The organism is Nisaea denitrificans DSM 18348 (assembly GCF_000426505.1).
Lineage (GTDB): Bacteria > Pseudomonadota > Alphaproteobacteria > Thalassobaculales > Thalassobaculaceae > Nisaea > Nisaea denitrificans.
The window spans coordinates 74,955-97,651 of the sequence record NZ_AUFM01000021.1; the positions used below are offsets into that span (position 1 = coordinate 74,955).

General features: G+C 61.1%; 19 protein-coding genes and 1 pseudogene. 6 read left to right on the top strand and 14 right to left on the bottom strand.

The genetic code is table 11. The features are described 5' to 3' along the window. Positions 1 to 10: 10 nt before the first annotated feature. Positions 11 to 631, top strand: coding sequence for a glutathione transferase GstA (gstA, locus tag K328_RS0116070; protein ID WP_028466850.1), 621 nt, complete (start codon positions 11 to 13; stop codon positions 629 to 631). Here the strand turns inward: gstA and K328_RS0116075 are convergent, their stop codons facing one another. The 8 genes from K328_RS0116075 to K328_RS0116110 form a co-directional block, all read right to left on the bottom strand. Beyond that, positions 632 to 1,402 (bottom strand): metallophosphoesterase family protein, encoded by a 771-nt coding sequence (locus K328_RS0116075; RefSeq protein WP_028466851.1) that lies wholly within the window; start codon positions 1,400 to 1,402, stop codon positions 632 to 634. Between the two features lie 28 nt (positions 1,403 to 1,430). Beyond that, positions 1,431 to 2,033, bottom strand: coding sequence for a sarcosine oxidase subunit gamma (locus K328_RS24410; RefSeq protein WP_051284991.1), 603 nt, complete (start codon positions 2,031 to 2,033; stop codon positions 1,431 to 1,433). Further along, positions 2,026 to 5,037 carry a sarcosine oxidase subunit alpha gene (locus tag K328_RS0116085; protein WP_028466852.1) on the bottom strand — a complete coding sequence of 1,004 codons (3,012 nt, stop codon included), beginning with the start codon at positions 5,035 to 5,037 and terminating at the stop codon, positions 2,026 to 2,028. Before K328_RS0116085 ends, K328_RS24410 begins: the two co-directional genes overlap by 8 nt. Then, the gene (locus K328_RS24415) at positions 5,034 to 5,390 is read right to left on the bottom strand and encodes a sarcosine oxidase subunit delta (protein ID WP_051284992.1); all 357 of its coding nucleotides are present in this window, start codon (positions 5,388 to 5,390) and stop codon (positions 5,034 to 5,036) included. The genes K328_RS0116085 and K328_RS24415 overlap by 4 nt, the downstream gene beginning before the upstream one ends. Positions 5,391 to 5,401: 11 nt before the next feature. After that, positions 5,402 to 6,694 (bottom strand): sarcosine oxidase subunit beta family protein, encoded by a 1,293-nt coding sequence (locus K328_RS0116095; RefSeq protein WP_051284993.1) that lies wholly within the window; start codon positions 6,692 to 6,694, stop codon positions 5,402 to 5,404. 141 nt (positions 6,695 to 6,835) lie between these two features. Beyond that, a complete protein-coding gene (locus tag K328_RS0116100; RefSeq protein ID WP_028466854.1) occupies positions 6,836 to 7,384 on the bottom strand; it encodes a PAS domain-containing protein in 549 nt (182 codons plus the stop codon). Positions 7,385 to 7,398: 14 nt separating this feature from the next. After that, on the bottom strand, positions 7,399 to 9,339 hold the full coding sequence (locus tag K328_RS0116105) for a hypothetical protein (protein ID WP_028466855.1): 1,941 nt from the start codon (positions 9,337 to 9,339) through the stop codon (positions 7,399 to 7,401). 269 nt (positions 9,340 to 9,608) lie between these two features. Beyond that, positions 9,609 to 10,997: an aspartate aminotransferase family protein gene (locus K328_RS0116110; RefSeq protein ID WP_028466856.1), complete on the bottom strand. Its 1,389-nt coding sequence runs from the start codon at positions 10,995 to 10,997 to the stop codon at positions 9,609 to 9,611. Between the two features lie 366 nt (positions 10,998 to 11,363). On the opposite strand from K328_RS0116110, the gene K328_RS0116115 reads away from it, so the two are divergent. The 5 genes from K328_RS0116115 (at position 11,364) to K328_RS24420 (ending at position 17,062) form a co-directional block, all read left to right on the top strand. Next, positions 11,364 to 12,947 (top strand): ABC transporter substrate-binding protein, encoded by a 1,584-nt coding sequence (locus K328_RS0116115; RefSeq protein WP_028466857.1) that lies wholly within the window; start codon positions 11,364 to 11,366, stop codon positions 12,945 to 12,947. A gap of 88 nt (positions 12,948 to 13,035) precedes the next feature. Continuing rightward, positions 13,036 to 14,022 (top strand): ABC transporter permease, encoded by a 987-nt coding sequence (locus tag K328_RS0116120; RefSeq protein WP_028466858.1) that lies wholly within the window; start codon positions 13,036 to 13,038, stop codon positions 14,020 to 14,022. A 10-nt stretch (positions 14,023 to 14,032) separates the two neighbouring features. Continuing rightward, the gene (locus tag K328_RS0116125; RefSeq protein WP_084608347.1) at positions 14,033 to 14,983 is read left to right on the top strand and encodes an ABC transporter permease; all 951 of its coding nucleotides are present in this window, start codon (positions 14,033 to 14,035) and stop codon (positions 14,981 to 14,983) included. Continuing rightward, positions 14,983 to 15,963: an ABC transporter ATP-binding protein gene (locus tag K328_RS0116130; protein ID WP_028466860.1), complete on the top strand. Its 981-nt coding sequence runs from the start codon at positions 14,983 to 14,985 to the stop codon at positions 15,961 to 15,963. Before K328_RS0116125 ends, K328_RS0116130 begins: the two co-directional genes overlap by 1 nt. Continuing rightward, a complete protein-coding gene (locus K328_RS24420; protein ID WP_245577573.1) occupies positions 15,956 to 17,062 on the top strand; it encodes an ABC transporter ATP-binding protein in 1,107 nt (368 codons plus the stop codon). The genes K328_RS0116130 and K328_RS24420 overlap by 8 nt, the downstream gene beginning before the upstream one ends. A 327-nt stretch (positions 17,063 to 17,389) precedes the next feature. On the opposite strand, the gene K328_RS27015 is transcribed toward K328_RS24420, so the two are convergent. The 6 genes and pseudogenes from K328_RS27015 to K328_RS24425 all read right to left on the bottom strand — a co-directional run bounded on the left by K328_RS27015 (position 17,390) and on the right by K328_RS24425 (position 22,614). Continuing rightward, positions 17,390 to 17,659: a hypothetical protein gene (locus K328_RS27015; protein WP_245577574.1), complete on the bottom strand. Its 270-nt coding sequence runs from the start codon at positions 17,657 to 17,659 to the stop codon at positions 17,390 to 17,392. Between the two features lie 156 nt (positions 17,660 to 17,815). Further along, positions 17,816 to 18,106, bottom strand: a pseudogene (locus K328_RS27185) (phage tail protein); the annotation flags it as partial. Between the two features lie 196 nt (positions 18,107 to 18,302). Next, positions 18,303 to 20,195 carry a propionyl-CoA synthetase gene (locus tag K328_RS0116140; RefSeq protein WP_028466861.1) on the bottom strand — a complete coding sequence of 631 codons (1,893 nt, stop codon included), beginning with the start codon at positions 20,193 to 20,195 and terminating at the stop codon, positions 18,303 to 18,305. A gap of 118 nt (positions 20,196 to 20,313) precedes the next feature. Beyond that, positions 20,314 to 21,540 carry a hypothetical protein gene (locus tag K328_RS0116145; RefSeq protein ID WP_156901409.1) on the bottom strand — a complete coding sequence of 409 codons (1,227 nt, stop codon included), beginning with the start codon at positions 21,538 to 21,540 and terminating at the stop codon, positions 20,314 to 20,316. Between the two features lie 74 nt (positions 21,541 to 21,614). Next, a complete protein-coding gene (locus K328_RS0116150) occupies positions 21,615 to 21,944 on the bottom strand; it encodes an AzlD family protein (protein WP_051284994.1) in 330 nt (109 codons plus the stop codon). Next, positions 21,934 to 22,614, bottom strand: a complete 681-nt coding sequence (locus K328_RS24425; protein ID WP_036554673.1) for an AzlC family ABC transporter permease — start codon at positions 22,612 to 22,614, stop codon at positions 21,934 to 21,936. Before K328_RS24425 ends, K328_RS0116150 begins: the two co-directional genes overlap by 11 nt. Positions 22,615 to 22,697: the final 83 nt, after the last annotated feature.

Genomic DNA, 22,697 nt, shown 5'->3' on the forward strand with positions numbered 1-22,697 from the left:
GACCAAGACAATGAAGCTCTATTACATCCCCGGCGCCTGTTCCCTCGCGTCTCATATCATCCTGCACGAGACTGGAGCCTCCGTCGATATCGAGAAGGTCGACGGCGCCACGCACAAAACCGAAACAGGTGCCGATTTCTACCAGGTGCACCGCAAGGGCTACGTTCCTGCTCTGCAGCTCGATGACGGGGAGGTGCTGACCGAAGGTGCAGCCATCCTGCAATATCTCGCGGACACCTCCACCAGGACAGAGTTGTCCCCGGCGCAAGGCAGTATCGAGCGGGCCCGGTTGCAATCGCAGCTCAACTTCGTTTCCGCCGAATTGCACAAGGCGTTCAGCCCGCTGTTCAAGAAGGACTCAACCGAGGACGAGAAAACCGCCGCGCGCAAGAAGGTGGCATTGCGTCTGGATGACGTTGAAGCAGTGCTGTCCGACGGGCGGGCATACTTCCTCGGCAAGGATTTCTCGATTGCGGACGCTTATCTCTTCACCGTCACCAACTGGACCAACCCCACCGGCCTCGGGCTCGGCGAACGACAGAACCTGGCAGCCTATATGGGCCGGATGGCAGAGCGTCCGTCGGTGCAGGCAGCAATGCAGGCTGAGGGTCTGATCGGCAAGGCTGCCTGATCAGGCTCCGGCTATCGTGGCGAAGGTCTCGTTACTGATCCATCCGGTGGCGAGACCTTCCGCCCAATCAGGACGTCCGCGCTCCATGGCAAGTGTCGCCATGTCCAGATGGGCGTATGGCACGTGCCGGTGGGTGACAGACCAGCCCTCCGGCCGTTTTTCCAGAATGGCGTAGCTGGCGTGGGGCTTCCCGGCCTGCACCTTGTGCGGTATGGGCTCGAGGTCGATATAGGCCGGGCAGCCGACAGAGCCGGGATTGACGACCAGGCGCCCGTCCGCGAGGGCCACTGTCCGGGGCAGATGGGTATGGGCGCAGAGGATCAGCGGCTGCGTGATGTCCTGCGCCCGTGCTTCGATGTCGGTAAGCGCCGCGCTGCGAACCCTTCCGTCCGGGGTCACCTGTTCCAGCCAGTAGGTGTTGTCGTCTTCCGGCGTGCCGTGACAGAGAAAGACTTCGTCGCGCCAGACCATGGTTGCCGGAAGCTCCCGGATCCAATCGAGCGTTTCCGTCGCCAGTTGGTCATAGGCGAGGCGGTCCGACGTCCCCATATCCTCGGGCGCGAGTTCGATGAGCCAGCGATCATGATTGCCGCGGATCGAGACGGCGTTGATGCCGCGCAGCAGTTCCGCGGTTCCTTCGGCATCCAGCGGACTGCTGAAGAAGTCCCCGAGATTGACGATGTCGGAAATCCCCTCGGCCTTGATGTCGGCGAGGACGGCTTCCAGAGCGAGGCTGTTTCCGTGGATGTCGGCAATGGCGGCAAATTTCATGGTGTGATTGTATCGCACCTTGAGTGGATCAGCCTACGCTTTCTATTCGGACACCGAATTCCAACCCGGCATCTTCCAGATACATCCATAGATATTCGGCGAAGCTGGCCCGGACGAGGATGTCGTAGGTCGGTGTCTCGTCGGTCTGGTCGAACAGGACCGTGATCCGGCCGAGATGGCTTTGTACGCACTGACCGGGACCGAACTCGCGGGGATGCAGGTCGATGGCGCAGCCCTTGATCATCACATCCCGGGCGTGTCTGCCGGAAAGCCGGATCAGCGTGTAATGCTCGGTCACGTCGGTGACGGCGGCATGCAGTCCGGCGACGGCCTTCGCCAGCGTGGCGGCAAGGTCCGCATCGTCGCTATAGACCATCCACTCGTTCGGGCCGGTCCACAGCACGCGGGCAGTCTTGGAGCTGGTGACAGTGCCCGGCTTAGACGGAGGTTCGACACCCAGCGCGGCTTTGACGGCGGCGGTGAATTTTTTGTCCGACGTCAGGCCGCGCAGCACCAGCCTGGTCTGGAACGGGATCTCGGTCAGTGTGATCCCGGCATCGGACAGGCCACCAATGACGATATCCAGCGGGTCGAGCGCGGTGCGGGCGGTGAGGGTTTCCAGATCAGCCATTGATCCGCTCTCCTTCCAGATCAAAGAACCGGGGTTCGGTCACCGTGACCTTCACGACCTTGTCCTCAAGCGGGACATGCAGGGTTTGGCCGTGCCGGGCATGACCGCCCTTGATCAGGGCCATGGCGATGGAACGGCCGCAATTCGGGCTGTAATAGCTCGAGGTGACATGGCCGAGCATTTCCATTGGCGGCTGCGGTTTCAGCTTCTCCACAACATGGCCGCCTTCCGGCAGGACTGTCTGCGGATCTTCCGTCAGCAGGCCGACAAGCTGTTTGCGATCCGGTGAGGCCATGCTTTCGCGCTCAAGGGAGCGCTTGCCGACAAAGTCCGGCTTCTTCTTCGAGACGATCCAGTCCATGCCGAGATCGAGCGGGTTCACCGTGCCGTCGGTTTCCTGCCCGACGATGATGAAACCCTTCTCGGCCCGCAGCACGTGCATGGTCTCTGTGCCGTAAGGCGTGATGTCGTACTCCTTGCCGGCTTCCATCAGCGCTTCCCAGAGGGCCAGGCCGTAGCGGGCCGGGACGTTGATCTCAAAGGACAGCTCACCTGTGAAGGAAATCCGGTAGAGCCGCGCCGGGATGCCCGCGACGGTACCGTCCTTCATCGCCATGAAGGGGAAGGCCTCGGCGGAAAAATCCACATCCGTGCAGAGCTTCTGCATCACCGCCCGGCTTTTCGGGCCATTGATTGCCACCACGGACCATTGCTCGGTCACACTGGAGAAGAAGACCTTCAGGTCCGGCCATTCAGTCTGGTGCCATTCCTCCAGCCAGGACAACACGTTCGCCGCGCCGCCGGTGGTGGTGGTCATGTGATAGTGATTTTCGCCGATGCAGGTGGTCACGCCGTCATCCATGACCATGCCGTCTTCCTTCAGCATCAGCCCATAGCGGCAGCGGCCGACACCGAGCTTCAGCCACGCATTGGTATAGATGCGGTTGAGGAATTCGGCGGCGTCCGGGCCCTGGATGTCGATCTTGCCGAGGGTCGACGCGTCGAGGATGCCGCAGCCGTCGCGCACGGCCTTGACCTCGCGGTCGATGGCCTGACGGAAGGTCTCTCCCTGCTTCGGAAAATACCAGGCCCGCATCCACTGGCCGACATGCTCGAATTTCGCGCCGTTGGCACGGGCCCATTCGTCGATCCGGGTCTTGCGGATCGGCTCGAACAGCTTGCCGACATTCCGGCCCGTATAGGCGCCGATGGTGGCGGGCGTGTAGGGCGGACGGAACGTCGTGGTGCCGACCGCCGGAATGTCCGAGGCCAGCACGTCCGACAGGATGGCCAGCGCGTTGACGTTGGAGGTCTTGCCCTGATCCGTGCCCATGCCGGTGGTGGTGTAGCGCTTCAGGTGCTCGACCGAGCGGTAGCCTTCGCGAGCGGCGAGCTGCACATCGGCGGCGGTCACGTCGTTCTGGAAATCGACGAAATGCTTGCCCTTGCGGCCGAGTTTGGCCTTGCCCGGTGCGATCCAGAGCGGACGCAGGCTGCCCTGTGCAGGCTCGGTGGCTTTCGGGGCGGCTGGTGCACGGCCCTTGTGTCCGGCCTCGCGGGCGGCTTCGGCGCCGAGTTTGAGGCCTTCCTTCAGGCTGTCGGCCAGACCCATGGTGCCGTTGCAGGCGCCGGCGCTGGCCAGAGCCTGGCTTGCCGTGCCGGGGATGAACGCGGCCATCTCCGGCTCCCAGGTAAGCTTGCCCTTGGACTGGGAGAACAGGTGGACCGTCGGGTTCCAGCCGCCGGACATGGCGATCAGGTCGCAATTGACCGATTTGGCCGTACCGGTGACGCCGGTGCCGTCTGCGTCGAGCTGCATGACCTCAACGCCTGACACTTTCTGCGAGCCCTGCACCGAGACGATGCCGTGGTTCTCATAGACGGTAATGCCCTTGGCCCGGACCGCATCGGCCAGCGGGCAGGTGACGGATGTGCGGACATCGACGATGGCGGCGATGCGGCCGTGTGCTTCCTCAAGGGCGAGGGCGGTGCGGTAGGCATCGTCGTTATTGGTGAAGATCACCGCCTTGCGGCCCGGCAGCACGCCATACCGGTTGACGTAAGTGCGCACGGCCGAGGACAACATGACGCCCGGACGGTCATTGTCCGTGAAGACCAGCGGCCGTTCGAGGGCGCCTGTCGCCAGTACCACGCGCTTCGCCCGGATCTTCCAGAGCCGCTGGCGCGGTGTGTGTTCCGGCGCGGCGCCGAGATGATCGCTGACCCGCTCCAGGCCGGTCAGATAGTTGTGATCGTAGTAGCCGGTAATGGTGCAGCGCTTGACCAGAGTGACCTCCGGCATCGCTTCCAGCTCCGCCACACTCTCCTCGACCCAGCGGGCAGGCTCCTTGCCGTCAATCTCGCAATCGCTCTCGGACAGCAGCGATCCGCCCCAGTCAGCCGTCTCGTCAGCCAGGATCACCCGGGCACCGGTCTTGCCGGCCGCCAGCGCCGCGGCCAGACCGGCAGGTCCGCCGCCAACAATCAGAACGTCGGCATGGGCATGGACTTTCTCGTAACGGTCCGGATCGCGGTCCGGCGGGGCCTTGCCGAGACCGGCTGCATGCCGGATGACATGCTCGTATTTCAGCCAGAGCGAGGCCGGCCACATGAAGGTCTTGTAATAGAAGCCCGCCGGAAACAACCGGTGGAACACCGAATTGATGGCACCGACATCGAACTTGAGGTTCGGCCAGCGGTTCTGGCTGGCGGCTTCCAGACCGTCGAAGATCTCGATCTGGGTTGCCCGCAGGTTCGGCTCCGACTTGTTGCCGCCGCCGAGCTGGATCAGCGCGTTCGGCTCTTCGGATCCGGCGGCGAGGATGCCGCGCGGGCGGTGATACTTGAAGCTGCGGCCGATCAGGTGGACGCCGTTGGCGATCAGGGCGGAGGCAAGCGTGTCGCCCTCATAACCCTCGTAGCTCTTGCCGTCGAAGGTGAAGCGGACCGGCTTGGAGCGGTCGATACGCCCCTTGTCGCGGATCCGGAAAGACTGCCCGCTCATGTGCCCGACACTCCCGCTTTCGCGTTCTTCTCAGCCGCGCTCTGGCGCCGCCAGTTGCCTTCATAGGCCTTGATGCCCTCGGCACTCTTCGGCAGCGCGCCCATCGGATAGATCTCGATGATCTCGTCGGTGGCGGTATTGCGCACCACGTTGAACCACTGCCGGCAACCGGCGCTGTGCGACCAGCGCTCCAGGAACGGGCCCTTGGCGTTCTGCCTCAGGAACAGATACTCGGCCCACTCCCCGTCGCTCAGCTTTTCCGGCGTGGCCGGACGCAGGATGTGGGCCTCGCCGCCATAGTGGAATTCGTTGTCGTCGCGCGGTCCGCACCAGGGACAGGTGATATGCAGCATGTTGTGTCTCCCTAGTGCGCGACGCCGGCGGCGCCGTGCTCGTCGATCAGGTAGCCGGTCTCGAAGCGCTTCAGGCTGAACGGCGCGGCGATGGCGTTCGGCTCGTCCCGGGCGATCAGGTCGGCGAAGACATGGCCGGAACCCGGTGTTGCCTTGAAGCCGCCGGTGCCCCAGCCGCAATTGAAATAGAGCCCGTCGACCGGGGTCTTTGAGATGATCGGCGAGGCGTCCGGGCAGGTATCGACGATACCGCCCCAGGTCCGCAGCACCCGCAGGCGCGAGACGATGGGGTAAAGCTCGACCGCCGCTGCCAGCAGGCTCTCCACCGTCGGGATGCTGCCGCGCTGGCTGTAGGAATTGTAGCTGTCGACACCGGCGCCGAACACCAGCTCACCCTTGTCGGACTGGCTGATATACATATGCACCGCGTTCGACATCACGACCGTGTCGATGCAGGGCTTGATCGGCTCGGAAACCAGCGCCTGCAGCGGCCGGGAATCGATCGGCAGGTTCAAGCCCGCCATGGAGGCGACGACGCCGGAATGTCCGGCGGTGACAACGCCGACCTTCTTCGCCTTGATGGTGCCGCGGCTGGTCTCGATGCCGGTAACCTTTCCGCCGTCGCGCAGGATGCCGGTGACTTCGCAATTCTGGATGATGTCGACGCCGAGATCGTCGGCCGCGCGGGCATAGCCCCAGGCCACGGCATCGTGCCGGGCGGTGCCGCCCCGGCGCTGGATAAAGCCGCCCATCACCGGATAACGAATGCCGGGATTGGTATCGATGATCGGCACGAGTTGTTTGATCTGGGCCGGGCTCATCACCTCGCTGTCGATGCCGTTCAGGCGGATCGCCTCAACCCGGCGACGCATTTCCTTCAGCTCGTGCTCCGAATGCGCCAGCGTCAGCACGCCGCGCTGGGAGAACATGACGTTGAAATTCAGCTCCTGGCTCATGCCTTCCCAGAGCTTCAGCGCGTGCTCATAGATGCCGGCGCTTTCGTCCCAGAGATAATTGGAGCGGATGATGGTGGTGTTCCGGCCGGTATTGCCGCCGCCGATCCAGCCCTTTTCGACCACGGCGATATTGCGCACGCCGTGCACGGAGGCGAGGTAGTAGGCGGTCGCCAGCCCATGGCCGCCGCCGCCGACAATGATCACGTCATACTCGGGCTTCGGCTCCGGCGAACGCCAGGCCTTTTGCCAGTTCTCGTGATAGCTGAGCGCGTTGCGCGCCAGTGCGAAGATCGAGTAGCGGGAAGCCCCGCCTCTCAGTGCCCGCATGCCGTTCGCGGAACCTTTCATCGCCTTGCCCCCATAGGACCTAGATTCGCCAGAATGATCCGGACGGTAATCGGAGCTGTCCAGCCCCTGTTGTTCCGGCCCGACCTGCCGTGACGCCGCTGGAACAGGCCGGATGCGTTCTTTTACCGCAAGCGAGGGAGTTTAGAGATTCGGAATGTAATCCGCCGCGTCCGGTCGTTTGTCCGGGTTGGCGTGCAGGTCGATCGCCATAAGCATGTCATGCCCGTCGATTTTGTCGCGGATCGGCAGCCGGACACAGCAAATGCCGTATGTCTGATTGCGCCATATGAAGCGGTTTTCGTGAATAGTCGGGCTGCCCGATGACAGGCATTGCCGGTTCTGCCGGATGAGGGTGGCGGCATAGTCCGGATAGGGCATGTCGCTGACAAGCATGTTTGTAAAATCCATGCCGCCCTTGTTGGCGGCAATGACCGAGTAGAGCCGGTAGATGAAGTCTGCGCCGTCTTTGACGGGTTCCAGCAGGGAAATGCGGCCCATCAGTTTACCGAAGCTCTCGGGCGGGAAATGAGAACGCGGCGGCAGGCCCGGCCCGGTCCAGCTTTCCCAGCGCTCCAGCATGTGAAGGGAGGGCCGCACCGCTGGTGCGTCGCGCGAAAGCTCGACGGCGGAGATCAGTCCGCCCCGTCTCGTGCCGTCGAGGTTCGGGACGAGGTGGTCTTCATCTGGCATGTGTCATCGGAGGGTTAGTTGAGACGAAACTTCCGCTTTAGGCCTTCATGGAAAAGCCGCTCTGCATGGTCGGACGGGGTCGCTGTACCAGCTGGATTGTCCGCATACCAGTCCCGATAATCGGCAAGCCGGATGGCATTCAGGAATTCCTGGCATCCTCTGCCGCGATTGGCTGCTTTGAAACGCAGGATATCGTCGAAGGTGACGCCAGCTACCTCGACCTTTTCAACCTGTCCCCCGGCGTCGAACCCGAGAACGATGCGGTTAAGATAAGGATATTGCGCCTCCGCCAGCATCATCGCCATCCCGCGTGCACCATTAGACGGCGCGTAGATCCAGCACCCGACATGGGCCCATTGCTGATGCAGCATGCGTAATACGGAATCGCGGGCTCCAGGCGTTGTCTCACCCTTACGGCCAAAGCGGATGGCGACCGGGTCATTGATGGCTGCCTTGATGTCCTGAAGACGGGCGCCGCTCTTGGCCGCGGAAGCAAAGTCGAGCAGCAGCTTCTTGACGAGCTCCTGGCCGGCTTCACCGGCGTCGGATGCTTTTTCCGTCTCGCTTGCAGACACCATGACAAGTTCGACCATTGGCGCATTCAGAGCCAGCCAGTCCGCCGCCAACTCTGCGGACCGCCCGGAGTTGCCGTTATCGGTGCAGCCATGCGGATCAGCCGGTGAGAGCGCAGTAAGAAGCCCGGTCGGCCTGGCCGCCAGATAGGTGGCGACAGCCGCGTCGAAGCGACTGAAATCCTCACGCATGGCGCTGTAGAATGCGACACATGCACGTCCGGCGGTCTGTAGTTCGTCCGGCGCCTCGTCGCTGGCCGTGATGCGCGATACCGATTGCCGTTGCAGAGTGTCGTAGGTCGCGCCGATACCGGCTAAGCCGCTTGGACCAGCCGATGCGATCCTGCGCATCAGCCAGCCGTCATCGGCCCGCTGAAGCCCGCTTGGGGCGGTCAGGATCTCCGCCGCGTTTCCGCCACCGGAAAGCGTATCGCTGAAAAGCAGGGTGCCGGATGTCCGTGCGCGGATGCTGATCTGCTGAAATTCGGGCGTGCCGGTGGAAATGCGCACCATGGTTCCGCCCTCGGTCAGAGGAACGTCTTTCTGGATGACACGTTCTTCCACTGCGCTCGGGGCGATAGCGGCGATCAGCCGCTCAACGGGAACGCCGGTGGGGCGGCCAAGGAATGTTTTGGCCTGCTCCAGCAGCGGCATGGAAAACTCCGGCACGGCGGATAGATGAAGGGAACGCTGCGGGGGTGAGGTGCCGCTCAGCAGAACGGGGTTTCCTGTGATACGGGCGCCATCGTCGAGAGACAGGCTGTTTCCGTCCGCATTCAGGGTCTTCGGCAGGGTGCCGGACGCATCAGTGTACTCGGCCTTGAGTATCAAAGATCGCTCGACGGCAAAGTCGCAACAGAATGCCTCCATGCCCGACTTAGCCGCCGCAGCGGGAGCGGATACCGTGATTTCTTCAGAGAGATAGCAATCATCGAAATGTCCGGCGACCACCGGGCAGGCGACCGGGCCGCCGGTCGGTGCGATGGCGGCATCGAAGGTCTGTGACGATTGCGACAGGCAAAATGCGAACAGAGCCGGGCCGCCGAGCAGGATAATTGCGAGACCAGCGGCAATCGTGATGCCTAGGCGCCTGCGCCTGTGCGGCGGTTCGGCGGCCGTTTCGGCCTGCGTGTCTTCAGTATCTCTCTTGGCGGAAAGATCAGGTTTCTTGCCGGATTGAGCCGAGGCGCTTTTGGCGTTCGTCGGGCTGTCCTTTTTCGGGGAGGCCGGATCTTTTTTAGAGGAGGCCGGATCCTTCGCATCGGACGCCGCTACACCGGATGCTGCGGCATCTTTTTTTTCGGTGGCGGATGCTTCCGGCTTTTGATCGTTCGGAGTCTTTTTCGGATCGTTCTTCTCGTCGGGATTGTCCGGTGCCGACATATTGAAACTCCAACTGCATAACGCGTGGTGAAAAGATAAGCGAAAACAGCAGGAAATACCAACTTGTTGGCATGCTGGTGACGGCGTCCACGAGCTAAGCGCGGCAGGGCGCTGTCATTCCGCGCTAATGACCCTGAGTTCAACCGTTGATGACGTGGCCCCAGATGCCGGTTCCGGGCGGATCTCGAGGCATAAAAGCTCTGAGAGGCGCATAAGAAAAAGGGCCGGCAAACATGCCGACCCTTTGTCTTTTACACGCTCGTGCCAGATCAGGCGACGGCCTGACCTTCCTTGCGCAGATGTTCCAGCCCGCGGTCGAGGGCGCGCCGGAAGCAGCCGAACATCTCGTCGATCTCGGTCTCTGTGATGATCAGCGGCGGGCAGAAGGCGATGCTTTCGCCAACGGCGCGAAGCATCAGGCCTTCCTCGGTTGCCAGATTGGCAATCATCGGGCCGACGCCGGCAGAGGCTTCGAACGGTTTCTTAGATGCCTTGTCCTGCATCACCTGGATGGCGCCGAGCAGGCCGACACCGCGCGCTTCACCAACCAGCGGATGGTCGGCGAAAGAACGGATGCCCTTCTGGAAGTGCGGAGCCACGCCCTGCACCTTCTCGATGATGTTTTCCTCGTCGTAGATCTTCATGGTCTCGAGGGCGACGGCGGCGCAGACCGGGTGGCCGGAATAGGTATAGCCGTGGCCGAAGGCGCCGAGTTCGGCGCTGGCTTTTTTCACCGGCTCGTAGACCTTGTCGTTGATGATGGTCGCGGAGATCGGCAGATAGCTGGAAGACAGGGCCTTCGCGCAGACCAGAATGTCCGGCTTCATGCCGAAGGTCTCGGAGCCCCAGTAATTGCCGGTCCGGCCGAAGCCGCAGATTACTTCGTCGGCAACCAGCAGGATGTCGTATTTGTTGAGGACCTTCTGGATCTTCTCGAAATAGGTTCTCGGCGGAACGATCACGCCGCCGGCGCCCATCACGGGTTCGGCGAAGAAGGCGGCAACCGTGTCCGGGCCTTCCTCGATGATCATGTTCTCGAGGTTCTCGGCCAGGCGGGTCGCGAAATCCTCTTCGCTCTCACCCGGATTGCACTTGGAATAATGGTGCGGCTCGTCCGTGTGGATGAAGTTGGCAAGCGGCACGTCGAAGCCGCGATGGTTCATCGTCCGGCCGGTCAGGCTCGACGCGGCGAGAGTGATGCCGTGATAGCCGTTCATCCGGCCAATGATCTTCTTCTTGTGATGCCGGCCGAGGGCATTGTTGTAATACCAGATGATCTTGATCGCGGTATCGTTCGCTTCCGAGCCGGAATTGTTGAAGAAAACCTTGGACATAGGCACCGGCATCTTGGAGATCAGCTTCTCGGCGAGGTCGATGCTCGGCAGATGCGCCTTGTGCGCGAAGGTATGGTAGTAGGGCAGGGTATCGAACTGCTTCATGGCAGCCTGTTTCAGGCGCTCTGAATTGAAGCCGAGCGAGGTCGACCAGAGGCCGGCCATGCCTTCGATATATTTCTTTCCGGCATCATCATAGACATAGATGCCTTCACCACGCTCGATGATCATCGGGCCCTTCTCTTCGTGGGCCTCGAAGTTCGTGTAGGGATGCAGCACATAAGCGACGTCGCGCGCCGCCGGTGAATTCGGCTGGAAAGGCATTGCGATTCTCCTTCGGGAACGGCGCTGAACAGGCCGTGGGGACAGACCGCCAACATAGCACGCCATTTTGGCTTGAAAAGCCAGAGCGCGATCCCTGAAATAAAATGGATCGGCGAACTGTATTGCCTATGTTGCACTGCACTGAAGCATAGGTAATGCGCGCGGTGTGCTATTTCGCGTTGTGCGTTTCTGCGCTGTTTTTCTAGGGGTTCCGAAGGCATCAATGTCATTGACGCCACCAGGGCGAGAGGGTTTTATGCATTGATCCCGGCCAGTAGTTCTGCCGGGCCGCGCCCTGTTCGGGATCCCGAAAGTCATAGAAGGGTCAGCATTGGGCGCGACAGAGGCATCATTGGGGAGCTTTTCATGCGCAAAGCATTCACCGCCCTTGCGGTAGCGGCCGTCGTTGCCGCTTCCGGAGGTCTCGCCGAGGCGAAGACCTTGAAGTGGGGTTTCCAGACAGACACGACATCTCTCGATCCGCACGCCCACAACGTGACCTTCACCCTCGGTTTCCTCGGAAACATCTATGAGGGTCTGGTCCGTCGTGACGCGGATCTTAAGTTCGAGCCGGGTCTCGCGACCAAGTGGGAAAACCTTGAGCCGACCCGCTGGCGGTTCCATCTCCGCAAAGGCGTCAAGTTCCACAACGGGAACGACTTCAACGCGGACGACGTACTCTTCTCCTATGAGCGGACGAACAACGAGGACGCCAACCTGCGCGGCCGCGTCGTCGGCATCAAGGAAGTCGTAAAGGTTGACGATTACACGGTCGACTTCATCACGGAGAAGCCGAATCCCATCATTTATTATGAGTGGGATACCTGGTTCATCATGGACAAGGAGTGGTCCGAAGAGAAGGGCGCCACGACCCCGACCAACACCTCTACGGGTGTCGAGAGCTATGCCGCTCACCACGAAAACGGCACAGGCGCTTTCATGATCACCGAGCGCCAGACCGACGTGAAGACGGTTCTGGTTCCGTTCAAGGACTGGTGGGACAAGCCGCAGCACAACCTGACCGAGGTCATTATGACCCCGATCGGCCAGGACGCGACCCGCGTCGCGGCTCTGCTGTCCGGTGAAGTCGACATGGTCTATCCGGTGCCGGTGCAGGACATCAAGCGGGTGAACAGCAACGACGGCACCAGCGTGCTCGTCGGTCCGGAGCTGCGGACGATCTTCCTGTTCTTCGATATGTTCCGTGACGAGCTGCTCTATTCCAACGTCAAGGGCAAGAACCCGTTCAAGGACCTCAAGGTCCGTCAGGCGATGTATCACGCGATCGATATCGAGGCGATCAAGAAGAAGATCATGCGCGGTCTCTCCGATCCGTCCGCGATCATGATTTCTCCGAAGCTGTTCGATAAGTCCGAAGGCTTCCAGCGTTTGCCGTACGATCGGAACAAAGCCAAGGCTCTGCTGGCCGAGGCCGGTTATCCGGACGGGTTCGAAACCCGGATGGATTGCCCGAACGATCGCTATGTCAACGACGAGCAGATCTGTCAGGCCATCGTCTCGATGCTTGCCAAGGTCGGCATCAAATCCTCTCTGGTTGCGCAGCCGAAAGCGAAGTATTTCGCCGCGATCAACCCGAAGGGCGGCAGCGACTACGCGTTCGGCCTGCTCGGCTGGACCCCGGGCAGCTTCGACTCCTGGAACGTGCTGTTCAATCTTCTGAACACGCCGACACCGGCCGAAGGCCGTGGCCCGTATAACTATTCTGGCTACAGCAATGCACGTGTCGACGAGTTGACCGACATGATCGGTGTCGAAACGGACAAGGCAAAGCGCGACGCGATGATCGAGGAAGCTTTCAAGATCTCAACGTCTGAAGTTGCCACGATCCCGCTTCACCAGCAGGCTCTCGCCTGGGGTAAGCGCGACAACATCGAGCTGAAGCAGCGTGCTGATAACCAGTTCCGCTTCTACTACGTCAACGTGAAGTAATTCACGGGCGAATGGGTGCGGGCCGGTCTTGGGACCGGCCCTTGCCTTTCTGAGAGATTTGCTAACCTGCCGGAAAGCGTGACCGTTCATGGCCGCATTCATTCTTCGTCGGCTGGCCCAGTCCATCATTGTGATGCTCGTGGTCGGCCTCGTTGCCTTTTTCATGTTCCAGTTCCTCGGGGATCCCGTGAACCAGATGGTCGGGGTCGACACTCCGGTCGCTGAGCGCGAAGCTCTGCGCGAACGGCTCGGCCTGAATGATCCGTTGATCATTCGTTTCGGGAAGTTCGTCGTGAACGCGGCGCAGCTCGAATTTGGTTTGTCATACCAGCACAAGTCGCCTGTGACAGACCTGCTGCTGGAGCGGATGCCCGCTACCATCGAGCTCAGCATGGTCTCCGCCGTAATCGCCTTCGCACTGGCGCTTCCGGCGGGTGTCTATACTGGTCTGTACCGGAACCGTTGGAGCAGCAAGGCGATGCTGACCCTGTCGCTGATCGGGATTTCGGTACCGACCTTCCTGATCGGTATTCTGTTCATCTATCTCTTCGCGGTGGTGCTCGGCTGGCTGCCGTCTTTTGGGCGAGGCGATGTCGTAACGCTGCCGGGTGGCTGGACCACCGGCCTGCTGACGGCCAGCGGCCTCAAGGCGATCATCCTGCCGGCCCTGACGCTCGGCCTGTTCACCCTGACCCTGATCATGCGCCTGATACGGGCCGAGATGCTGGAAGTGCTGCGTACCGACTACATCAAGTTCGCACGCGCCAGGGGGCTGACCAACCGGGCTGTCAATTTCGGCCATGCCCTGAAAAACACGCTGGTGCCGGTGATTACCGTGACCGGCCTGCTGCTCGGCAACCTGATCGCCTTCGCGATCATCACCGAGAGCGTGTTCCAGTGGCCGGGGATGGGACGTCTGTTCCTGCAGTCGATCCAGGAAGTGGATCTGCCCGTCATGTCCGCCTACCTGGTGATGATTTCGTTCCTCTTCGTCGTTCTGAACCTGGTCGTCGATATTCTCTATTACGTCGTGGATCCGCGCTTGCGCGTCGAAGGCCACGGCAGCGGACACTGAGGGCCGGCAGATGACTGATACAACCTCACCCAAACTCGCCTCGGCGAAGCCAAGTCTGCTCTACCGGATCTGGGATCACGAGCTCTGCTACAGCTTCCGGAATTCTCCTCTTACCGTGGCGGCGGCGGTGGTCACACTGCTGCTGATCCTGTCGGCCGTATTCGCCGGGTTCATAGCGCCGCACAATCCCTTCGATCTGGCCTCCATCGACCTGATGGATTCAGAGTTGCCACCGGCCTGGACCGAAGATGGCGAAGCCCGGTTCCTTCTCGGAACGGACAATCTCGGCCGCGATATCTACTCGACTATCCTGTACGGCATGCGGATCTCGCTGCTGGTCGGTTTCGCCAGTGTCGTGCTGTCGGCGGTCATCGGGATTTCGGCTGGTCTCGTTGCCGGCTATATCGGCGGCAAGGTCGATGCCGTCATCATGCGGATCGCGGATATCCAGCTTTCCTTCCCGACCATCCTGATCGCCCTGCTGATCGACGGCATCATGCGTGGCATTCTGGACCGGGAACAGCATGATGCGATGATCATTCCGGTGCTGGTGCTCTCCATCGGCATTTCCAACTGGGTGCAGTATGCCCGTACGGTGCGCGGCTCGACCCTGGTCGAGCGGAACAAGGAATATGTTCAGGCGGCGCGGATTATCGGCCTGCATCCGATCCTGATCATGATCAGGCACGTGCTGCCGAACGTGATGGGTCCGGTGCTGGTTATTGCAACGCTGGGGCTTGCCTTCGCCATCCTGACGGAAGCGACCCTGTCCTTCCTCGGCGTCGGCATGCCGCCGACCGAGCCGTCGCTTGGCACCCTGATCCAGATCGGTAACGATTTCCTGTTCTCTGGCCTCTGGTGGATCTCGATCTTCCCGGGAATGACGCTGGCGGTCCTCGTGCTCGCCGTCAATCTCCTCGGGGATTGGCTCCGTGACGCCCTCAACCCGAAGCTGCGCTGATGTCGAAACATCTTCTTGAAGTCAAAAACCTCCGTATCGAGTTTCCGACGCGGAGGGGCTTGCTGACGGCCATCGACGATGTGTCTTTCCATATCGACGAAGGCGAAGTGCTCGGCGTGGTCGGGGAATCCGGCGCCGGTAAATCCCTCACGGGAGCGGCCATCATCGGCCTGCTGGAGCCGCCAGGGCGCGTCGCCGGTGGCGAGATCATCATGAACGGTCGCCGGATCGACAACCTCGGATACGAGGAAATGCGGAAGATCCGCGGCCGGGAGATCGGCGCGATCTTCCAGGATCCACTGACCAGTCTCAACCCGCTCTATACTGTTGGCCGCCAGCTTACCGAGACGATCATGACCCATACGGACATGACGCCGACGAAAGCCCGGGAACGTGCCATCGAATTGCTGACGGAGGTCGGCATCCCGGCACCGGAGAAGCGGGTCGATCAGTATCCGCACCAGTTCTCCGGCGGTATGCGCCAGCGCGTCGTCATCGCGCTCGCCCTGTGCGTCAATCCGAAGCTGGTGGTGGCGGATGAGCCGACAACGGCGCTCGACGTCTCGATCCAGGCGCAGATCATCGCGCTCTTGAAGAAGCTGTGCCGGGATCATGGCACAGCGGTCATGCTGGTGACCCACGATATGGGCGTTATCGCCGAAACCGCCGACCGCGTGGCCGTCATGTATGCCGGCCGCATCGCCGAGGTCGGTCCTGTTCGTCAGGTTGTGAAGCAGGCCAAGCATCCCTATACCGAAGGTCTGATGGGCTCGATTCCGATGATCGGCCATACTGGTGAAAAACTGCAGCAGATCGAAGGCTCCATGCCGCGTCTGACTAACATTCCGACCGGCTGTGCTTTCAATCCGCGTTGCCCGAAGGCGTTCGATCGCTGCTTCAAGGAGCGGCCGAACACGATTGATGTGGACGGAACCGAGGTGGCTTGCTGGCTCTATGACAAGGAGGCGGCCCATGTCTGATGCGATGACGTCTGATAAGATGGTCGCCAGGGAAAAGGCCGAGGCGAAGGTGCCTTTCGAAACGATCCTCGAGGTGAAGGGCCTGAAGCGTTACTTCGACGTTTCAGCTCCATGGCTGAACCGTGTCCTCGAAGGGGCACCGAAGCAGATCCTGAAGGCCGTGGATGGCATTGATTTCGCTATCAAACCGGGTGAGACCTTCAGCCTTGTCGGAGAATCCGGCTGCGGCAAGTCCACGGTGGCGAAACTGATCGTTGGCCTGCATGGGCCGAGCAGCGGTTCCATCGAGTTCGAGGGCATGGATATCGCAGGTCGCTCCCGCAAGGAGATGGCGCCGATCCGCCGCCGCCTGCAGATGATTTTCCAAGATCCCTATGCCAGCCTCAATCCGCGCTGGAAAGTCAGGGATATCATTGCCGAGCCGATCCGCGCTTTCGATCTGGCGGACAGTCCGGACGAGGTGCTGGAGCGGGTCGGGCGGTTGTTGACACAGGTCGGCCTGGCGCCGGCGGATGGTGACAAATATCCGCATGAGTTCTCCGGCGGTCAGCGCCAGAGACTCTCCATCGCACGCGCCCTCGCGAGCGAGCCGGATTTCCTGGTCTGCGACGAGCCGACCTCGGCGCTCGATGTCTCGGTGCAGGCCCAGATCCTGAACCTGATGCGGGATCTGCAGAAGGAACTGGGGCTGACCTATCTGTTCATCAGCCACAACCTCGCGGTGGTCTGTCACGTCTCCGACCGCGTCGGCGTCATGTATCTGGGCCGTCTGGCTGAGGTGGCGCCGACTGACCTCCTGTTCAGCAAACCACGCCATCCCTATACGCGGTTGCTGCTGGATACGATTCCGGATCTGGAAATGTCCGGCCGTGAGCGGATGCCGGTGGCTGGTGAAGTCCCGAACCCGATCAATCCGCCGGACGGTTGCGCCTTTCATCCGCGTTGCCCCTTCGCGAATGATCGTTGCAGGAGCGAACGCCCGGATCCTAGGCCGACCGGAGACGGTGCACTCGTCGCCTGTCATGGCATCGAGGAAGGCCGCATTCCGGACGCACCGATCATCAGCAAGCCGGCTGTGCCGGAAGGGCTGAGCGCCTAGAGCTCGGCTATACGTCCGGTGCAGAATTCTGACACCAACAAGAGAGGCCCGGGGCTCGGACATTCAGTACGTGCCTCGGGTCTCTGCTTTACCGGTGGGTTCTAAAGAACAGTGGGCCTGTTGCTGTTCTGCCTGGGCATGGAAATCATCCCGGTGGCGCGTTCCGTTATGCCTGGTCCCATCCTGTCCGCTGTCGACGGAGAAGAGTATCTTTACGGGTTCTCCTAATGCCTTGGTGGCAGGTACGGGCCCAGACACAGAACCGCCGCCCCGCATTGCGAGGCGGCGGCCTGAGAATGGAATGGTATGTAGCTTCCTGCCGAAGGCTTATGGGCGTGGCGGATACAAGCCTACAGTCGCGATGCAGTGCGTGAGCGCCGTCACTGGGCCCTCGACCGAGAAAGCCGCGCCATTCCCGGCATTCCCAACCACTACTGTTCCGCCACCAGTAGCCGTTACTCCGGCAAGCTCCACGAGTTCGGCACCAAGTCCGCCTGCTCCGAACATGGTGCTACCCCCGCCACCTGAGATGTAATTTCCGGCGGCTGGGGTTTCCGTTACTGCTCCTGATGTGTAGGCCTCAAAAGTGACCGTCACATCACTGCCTCCGCCCCCACTGGGAGTAAATGCTGCGCTGTGATTATGCGTTGGCAGTTGGTTCGGACCTAAAGCCTGAATTTCCTGTCCGCGTGATTGTCCTAATTGGATCGTTGTCAACCCGGGCCCTGCTCCTGTGCCCATCGGTGATCGTCCGCGCATGTCCGGTAATGCAAAAGTTGCGCTGCAGTTTCCGCCCCACTTGCATCCCAGTAGCGAGAATAATGCCTCGTTGCCCGCGACCGCCTGAATCTGACCAGCCAATGGCAAATAGCCTTGAGGACAGAAATTGGCGGCGGTGGCGCAGACCGACCCAAGATATGGCTCTGGCACGCAGGTAGCGATTGCTTCGACTGATGGAAGCATCACAAGGGCCCCGACCCCGAAAATCGTTTTCAGGCGAGTTAGTTTTTTACTCATTCGAATACGAAGCATTTTCCTCTCCATTTGTTGGATGCGGTGAAGGCAAGATGGAGAGAGTATTATGTTATTCACGATTGGGTATAGAAAAATACAACCTAAAGAGGTAAATGTAAAAAATTACGGCCTTAAAAGGAGGTTTTACGGATGCGGATTGCCTCTGATTCCATCGGTGATGAGCGACGCCGGCCAGTAAAGCCGGGGCCGCTCATCACCTTTTCAGCTACTTCGCGTAGCCGATATCTTCCAGTGCTTCCTTGATTTCCGGCAGGATCGACGCATCGTCGATGGTGGCCGGCATCGGGTAGTCCTGGCCGTCGGCGATTTTTTGCATGGTGCCGCGCAGGATCTTGCCGGAGCGGGTTTTCGGTAGGCGATGGACAATCGTGGCCTGCTTGAAGGCGGCCACCGGCCCGATCCGGTCGCGCACCATCTGCACCAGTTCTTTCAGGATCTGCTCGTCCGGCGTGTTCACGCCATCCTTCAGCACCACGAAGCCGAGCGGGACCTGACCCTTGAGCTGGTCGGCGACGCCGATGACAGCGCATTCGGCGACGGCCGGATGCGCCGCCAGCACCTCTTCCATGCCGCCGGTGGAGAGCCGGTGTCCCGCGACGTTGATGATGTCGTCTGTCCGGCTCATCACGTAGAGATAGCCGTCCTCGTCCATGTAGCCCGCGTCTCCGGTCTTGTAGTAGCCGGGATAGTCGGCGAGATAGCTTTCGACGAAGCGGTCGTCATTCTGCCAGAGAGTCGGCAGGGAGCCGGGCGGCATGGGCAGCTTGATGGAAATGGCGCCGATATCGCCGCGCTTCATTTCCTTGTTCGCCTCATCGAGGATTTGAACGTTCCAGCCGGGTACCGCCCGTGTGGGCGAGCCCGCCTTGACCGGAAGTTCCTCGATGCCGAGGCAGTTGGAGGCGATCGGCCAGCCTGTTTCGGTCTGCCACCAGTGATCCACCACGGGAACCTTCAGCTTCTCCTCGCACCAGTGCAGCGTGTCCGGATCGCACCGTTCGCCTGCCAGGAACTGGGCCTTATAGTGGCTGAGGTCATACTGCGCGAGCAGCTTGCCGTCCGGGTCTTCCTTCTTGATCGCGCGGATCGCGGTCGGTGCCGTGAACATCGTGCTCACCTTGTGCTCCGAGATGACCCGCCAGAAGGCGCCCGCATCCGGCGTGCCAACCGGTTTTCCCTCGTAAAGCATGGTGGTGCAGCCATGGAATAGCGGCGCGTAGACGATATAGGAATGGCCGACCACCCAGCCGACGTCCGACGCGGCCCAGAAGACTTCGCCCGGATCGACCCCGTAGATATTCTTCATCGACCACTTGAGGGCGACGAGATGCCCGCCTGTGTCGCGCACCACTCCCTTCGGTACACCGGTGGTTCCGGAAGTGTAGAGAATATAGGCGGGGTCGGTCGCAAGCACTTCGGCGCAGGGCGCTGGCTCCACGCCGTCATGGGCGGCGTTCCACTCAATGTCGCGTCCGGGCGTCAGTGTGGCCTCCGCCATGGGACGCTGATGGACAATGCAATGATCCGGCTTGTGGGTCGCCATCTCGATGGCGCCGTCGAGCAGCGGCATGTAGGCGACGGTGCGGCCGGGCTCGATGCCGCAGGAGGCGCTGACGATCAGCTTCGGTTTGCAGTCGTCGATCCGCTTGGCCAGTTCATTCGAGGCGAAGCCGCCGAAGACGACGGAGTGCACTGCGCCGATCCGTGTCGCGGCCAGCATGGCAATCACGGCTTCAGGGATCATCGGCATGTAGATGATCACCCGGTCGCCATAGCCGAGCCCGTATTTCGAGAGCACGCCGGCAAAGGCGGCAACCTTGTCGGTCAACTCGCTGTAGGTGAAGGTCTGTTTGGTGTTGGTGACGGGGCTGTCATAGATCAGGGCCGCCTGTTCGCCGCGGCCTTCTTCGACATGCCGGTCAAGCGCGTTGTAGCAGGTGTTCGTCGTGCCGCCGGCATACCAGCGATAGAATGGCGGATTGGTGTCGTCGAGGACCTTGTCCCAGCGCTTGAACCAGAAAATGTCTTCGGCCGCCGCGCCCCAGAATGCTTCCGGGTCGTCGAGAGAATGCCGATAGACGGCGTCGAACTGGCCCATATTCCGAGCCTCCCTGATAACGTTTTTTATAGTGTTTCTCTGACCGCATGGTCGATGGCCATGCCGCGCAAATCAAGCCCCAGATTGCCGCAGCTTCGGGCGCTTCGGGAAGTTGGCACTATCCACCAAGAAATTTTCCGAGAATTCCTTTGCTGCCGCCGTTCAGGTCGGTCTCGTCGGCAAGTTGTTCGTCCTGCTCATCGCGTTCCTGTGCATGCAGGAGTTCGACCCGGTCGCGGCGGATGAATTCCTCGACACCACGGCCCTGGAACAGGGTGATACCAAGCGCGTGCAGATCCGGGATCGCCGTACCGTCAACGCAATTGTAGAGGATGAAGCGCTCGGGGCCGAGCTTCGCTACGCATGCCGAAAAGGCGGCCCAGTCTGTTTCGTTCCCCGGTGTCAGGTGCGGATCCCACATGACTTTCAGATAGGCAAAGTTCTCTGGCGGCACTTCTAGTTTCGGCAGGGATGTCCAGCGAACACCGTCGAGGGCAATGGGAAATTTTTCATGCTTGAGATCATCCACCATGCGGTCGAAGTCGGCCCGCTCGTGCAGTGCCTCGACATAGGGCACTTCAAGGATGATGCGCTTGCGGGTGGTCATCGGAATGTCGGCGAAGGCCTCGTCCAGCTCGCTCTCGATAACCACCGTGCTGTTGACGTTCACCGTATAGGTCCTGTCCGCCTTGAGGCGATCTTCCACCAGATGGTCGAGCATGCGGATATCGACGACTTCGATCACTTTCTCGAAAAGCCAGGGATTGGCCCGGATGTCCTGCCCGAACATATCGTCGAGCGCGTCGATGGAGACGGTAAGCGCACTGGCCAGGGAAGTCGGCTGATGCAGGTTGGTAAGATCCCAGATCGCCTGCTCACGGACCAGATTGGAGATATCGGCATTTCGGAGCGACTCGAAGAGCCGCATGAAACTCTGCAGCTCGCCGCTGTCGCGGCTGGGTTGCCGCGTGTTGTCGACTTCTGACATGAGTTTGCGACAGATCTTCGCAAGCTTGTTTGCTTCCGTCTTGATACTGAATTCCTGATGCCGCGCGGCACCGCGTCCGCTGCGCTTCAGGAACGCGTCGAGCCGGTCGACCGCCTGGACGGCCAGATGTGTCTGGTCGTCCGGGGTGACGATGGCGACGATATGGTGGGCAAGCCGGTACATCCGGGATTTGCCGTCTTTCGGGACCACGTCGATGCGCGCAATCAGCGTCCGGAAGAAAATCGGATCGTTGATATGGGGAATGGAAGACAGGTCTATCAGGATGGTCGTGAGACCAAGTTTGTTGGCCGAGGCGTCTTCTGTCAGAGCCAGCAGCTCCGCTTCTTCGGTCTGCATGCGGGCGTCCATCCTGTTCTTGTTACAGTGAGTTTGCCCGATCAATGCGGTGCAAGGCAATCTCGGCAGTTCAGCTAGAACAGGGCGCGCCCCGCAGCGACGCTCGCGGTGCCGACAGCCACAGCCACGAGCGGGTTGGCGCCGAGCAGTGAGAGAGCGGCGACGATAACCAGGGCAGCGCGCTCCAGCCAGCCCGTATGCCAGATCGTCGGGGCCAGGATCGCGACCAGGACGGCGCCCGGTATGGCGGCGAGCCAGCGGGACACGAACCCGCCTTCCGGCACCCAGCGCATCATCAGGAAGCCGCCGACCCGGGTGAAGTACGTCACCACTCCCATCAGCAGGATGGCAACCATCGCGGTCCAGTCGAACGCGAGGTATGGGGCGAGAAAATCAGCGTTCACGGAGCAGGCCTCCGACCAGGGATCCGGCAATGCCGCCGATGATCACATGGGCCTCACCGGGCACAAACTCGTTGGCGAGGATGGCGCCGGCAGCGGCTACGAGCCACGGCAGGATCTGCTTCCTGCCGGTCCATATCGGTTTGATCATGATGACGAAGAAGGCCGGCAGCAGCACATCGAAGGCGAGGGCCTTCGGGTCCAGCGCGGCGCCGAGCGCATGGCCGAGCCCGGTGCCGAACACCCAGCTGAACCAGAGCGCGATGCCGGAGCCGAGAAGAATTCCGGCATCCGTTGCGCCTTTCCGGCGTTCCGAAATCGCGACGGCCCAGTTGGCATCGGTCAGGAAGAAGAGGCTGATCCAGGTGAGGTGCCGGGGCAGGGGGGCGAACCATTCCCGGATCGATGCGCCCATCAGCAGCATGCGGGAATTGATACCAAGTGTCGTGATCGCGATGATCAGCAGTGGAAGCGGATCCTGCCAGAGATCGATGATCGCGACCTGGGAGGCACCGGCGAACACGAAGCCGCTCATGGTGACGGCCTCCAGCCAGGTCATTCCCACATTGCGGCTGATCACACCAACCGCGACAGCAAAAAAGAAGCCGCTGACGGCAATAGGCCAGATGAGGAACGCGCCCGTGCGCATGCCTGCTGAAGTGAAGGTCGTCATCTTAAATCCTGCCAGGTACCGGATAGGTGTGCGTCCGGGGGCGGGCAAGGTCAAACGAGATTTTGTTGCGATGCAATTAGACT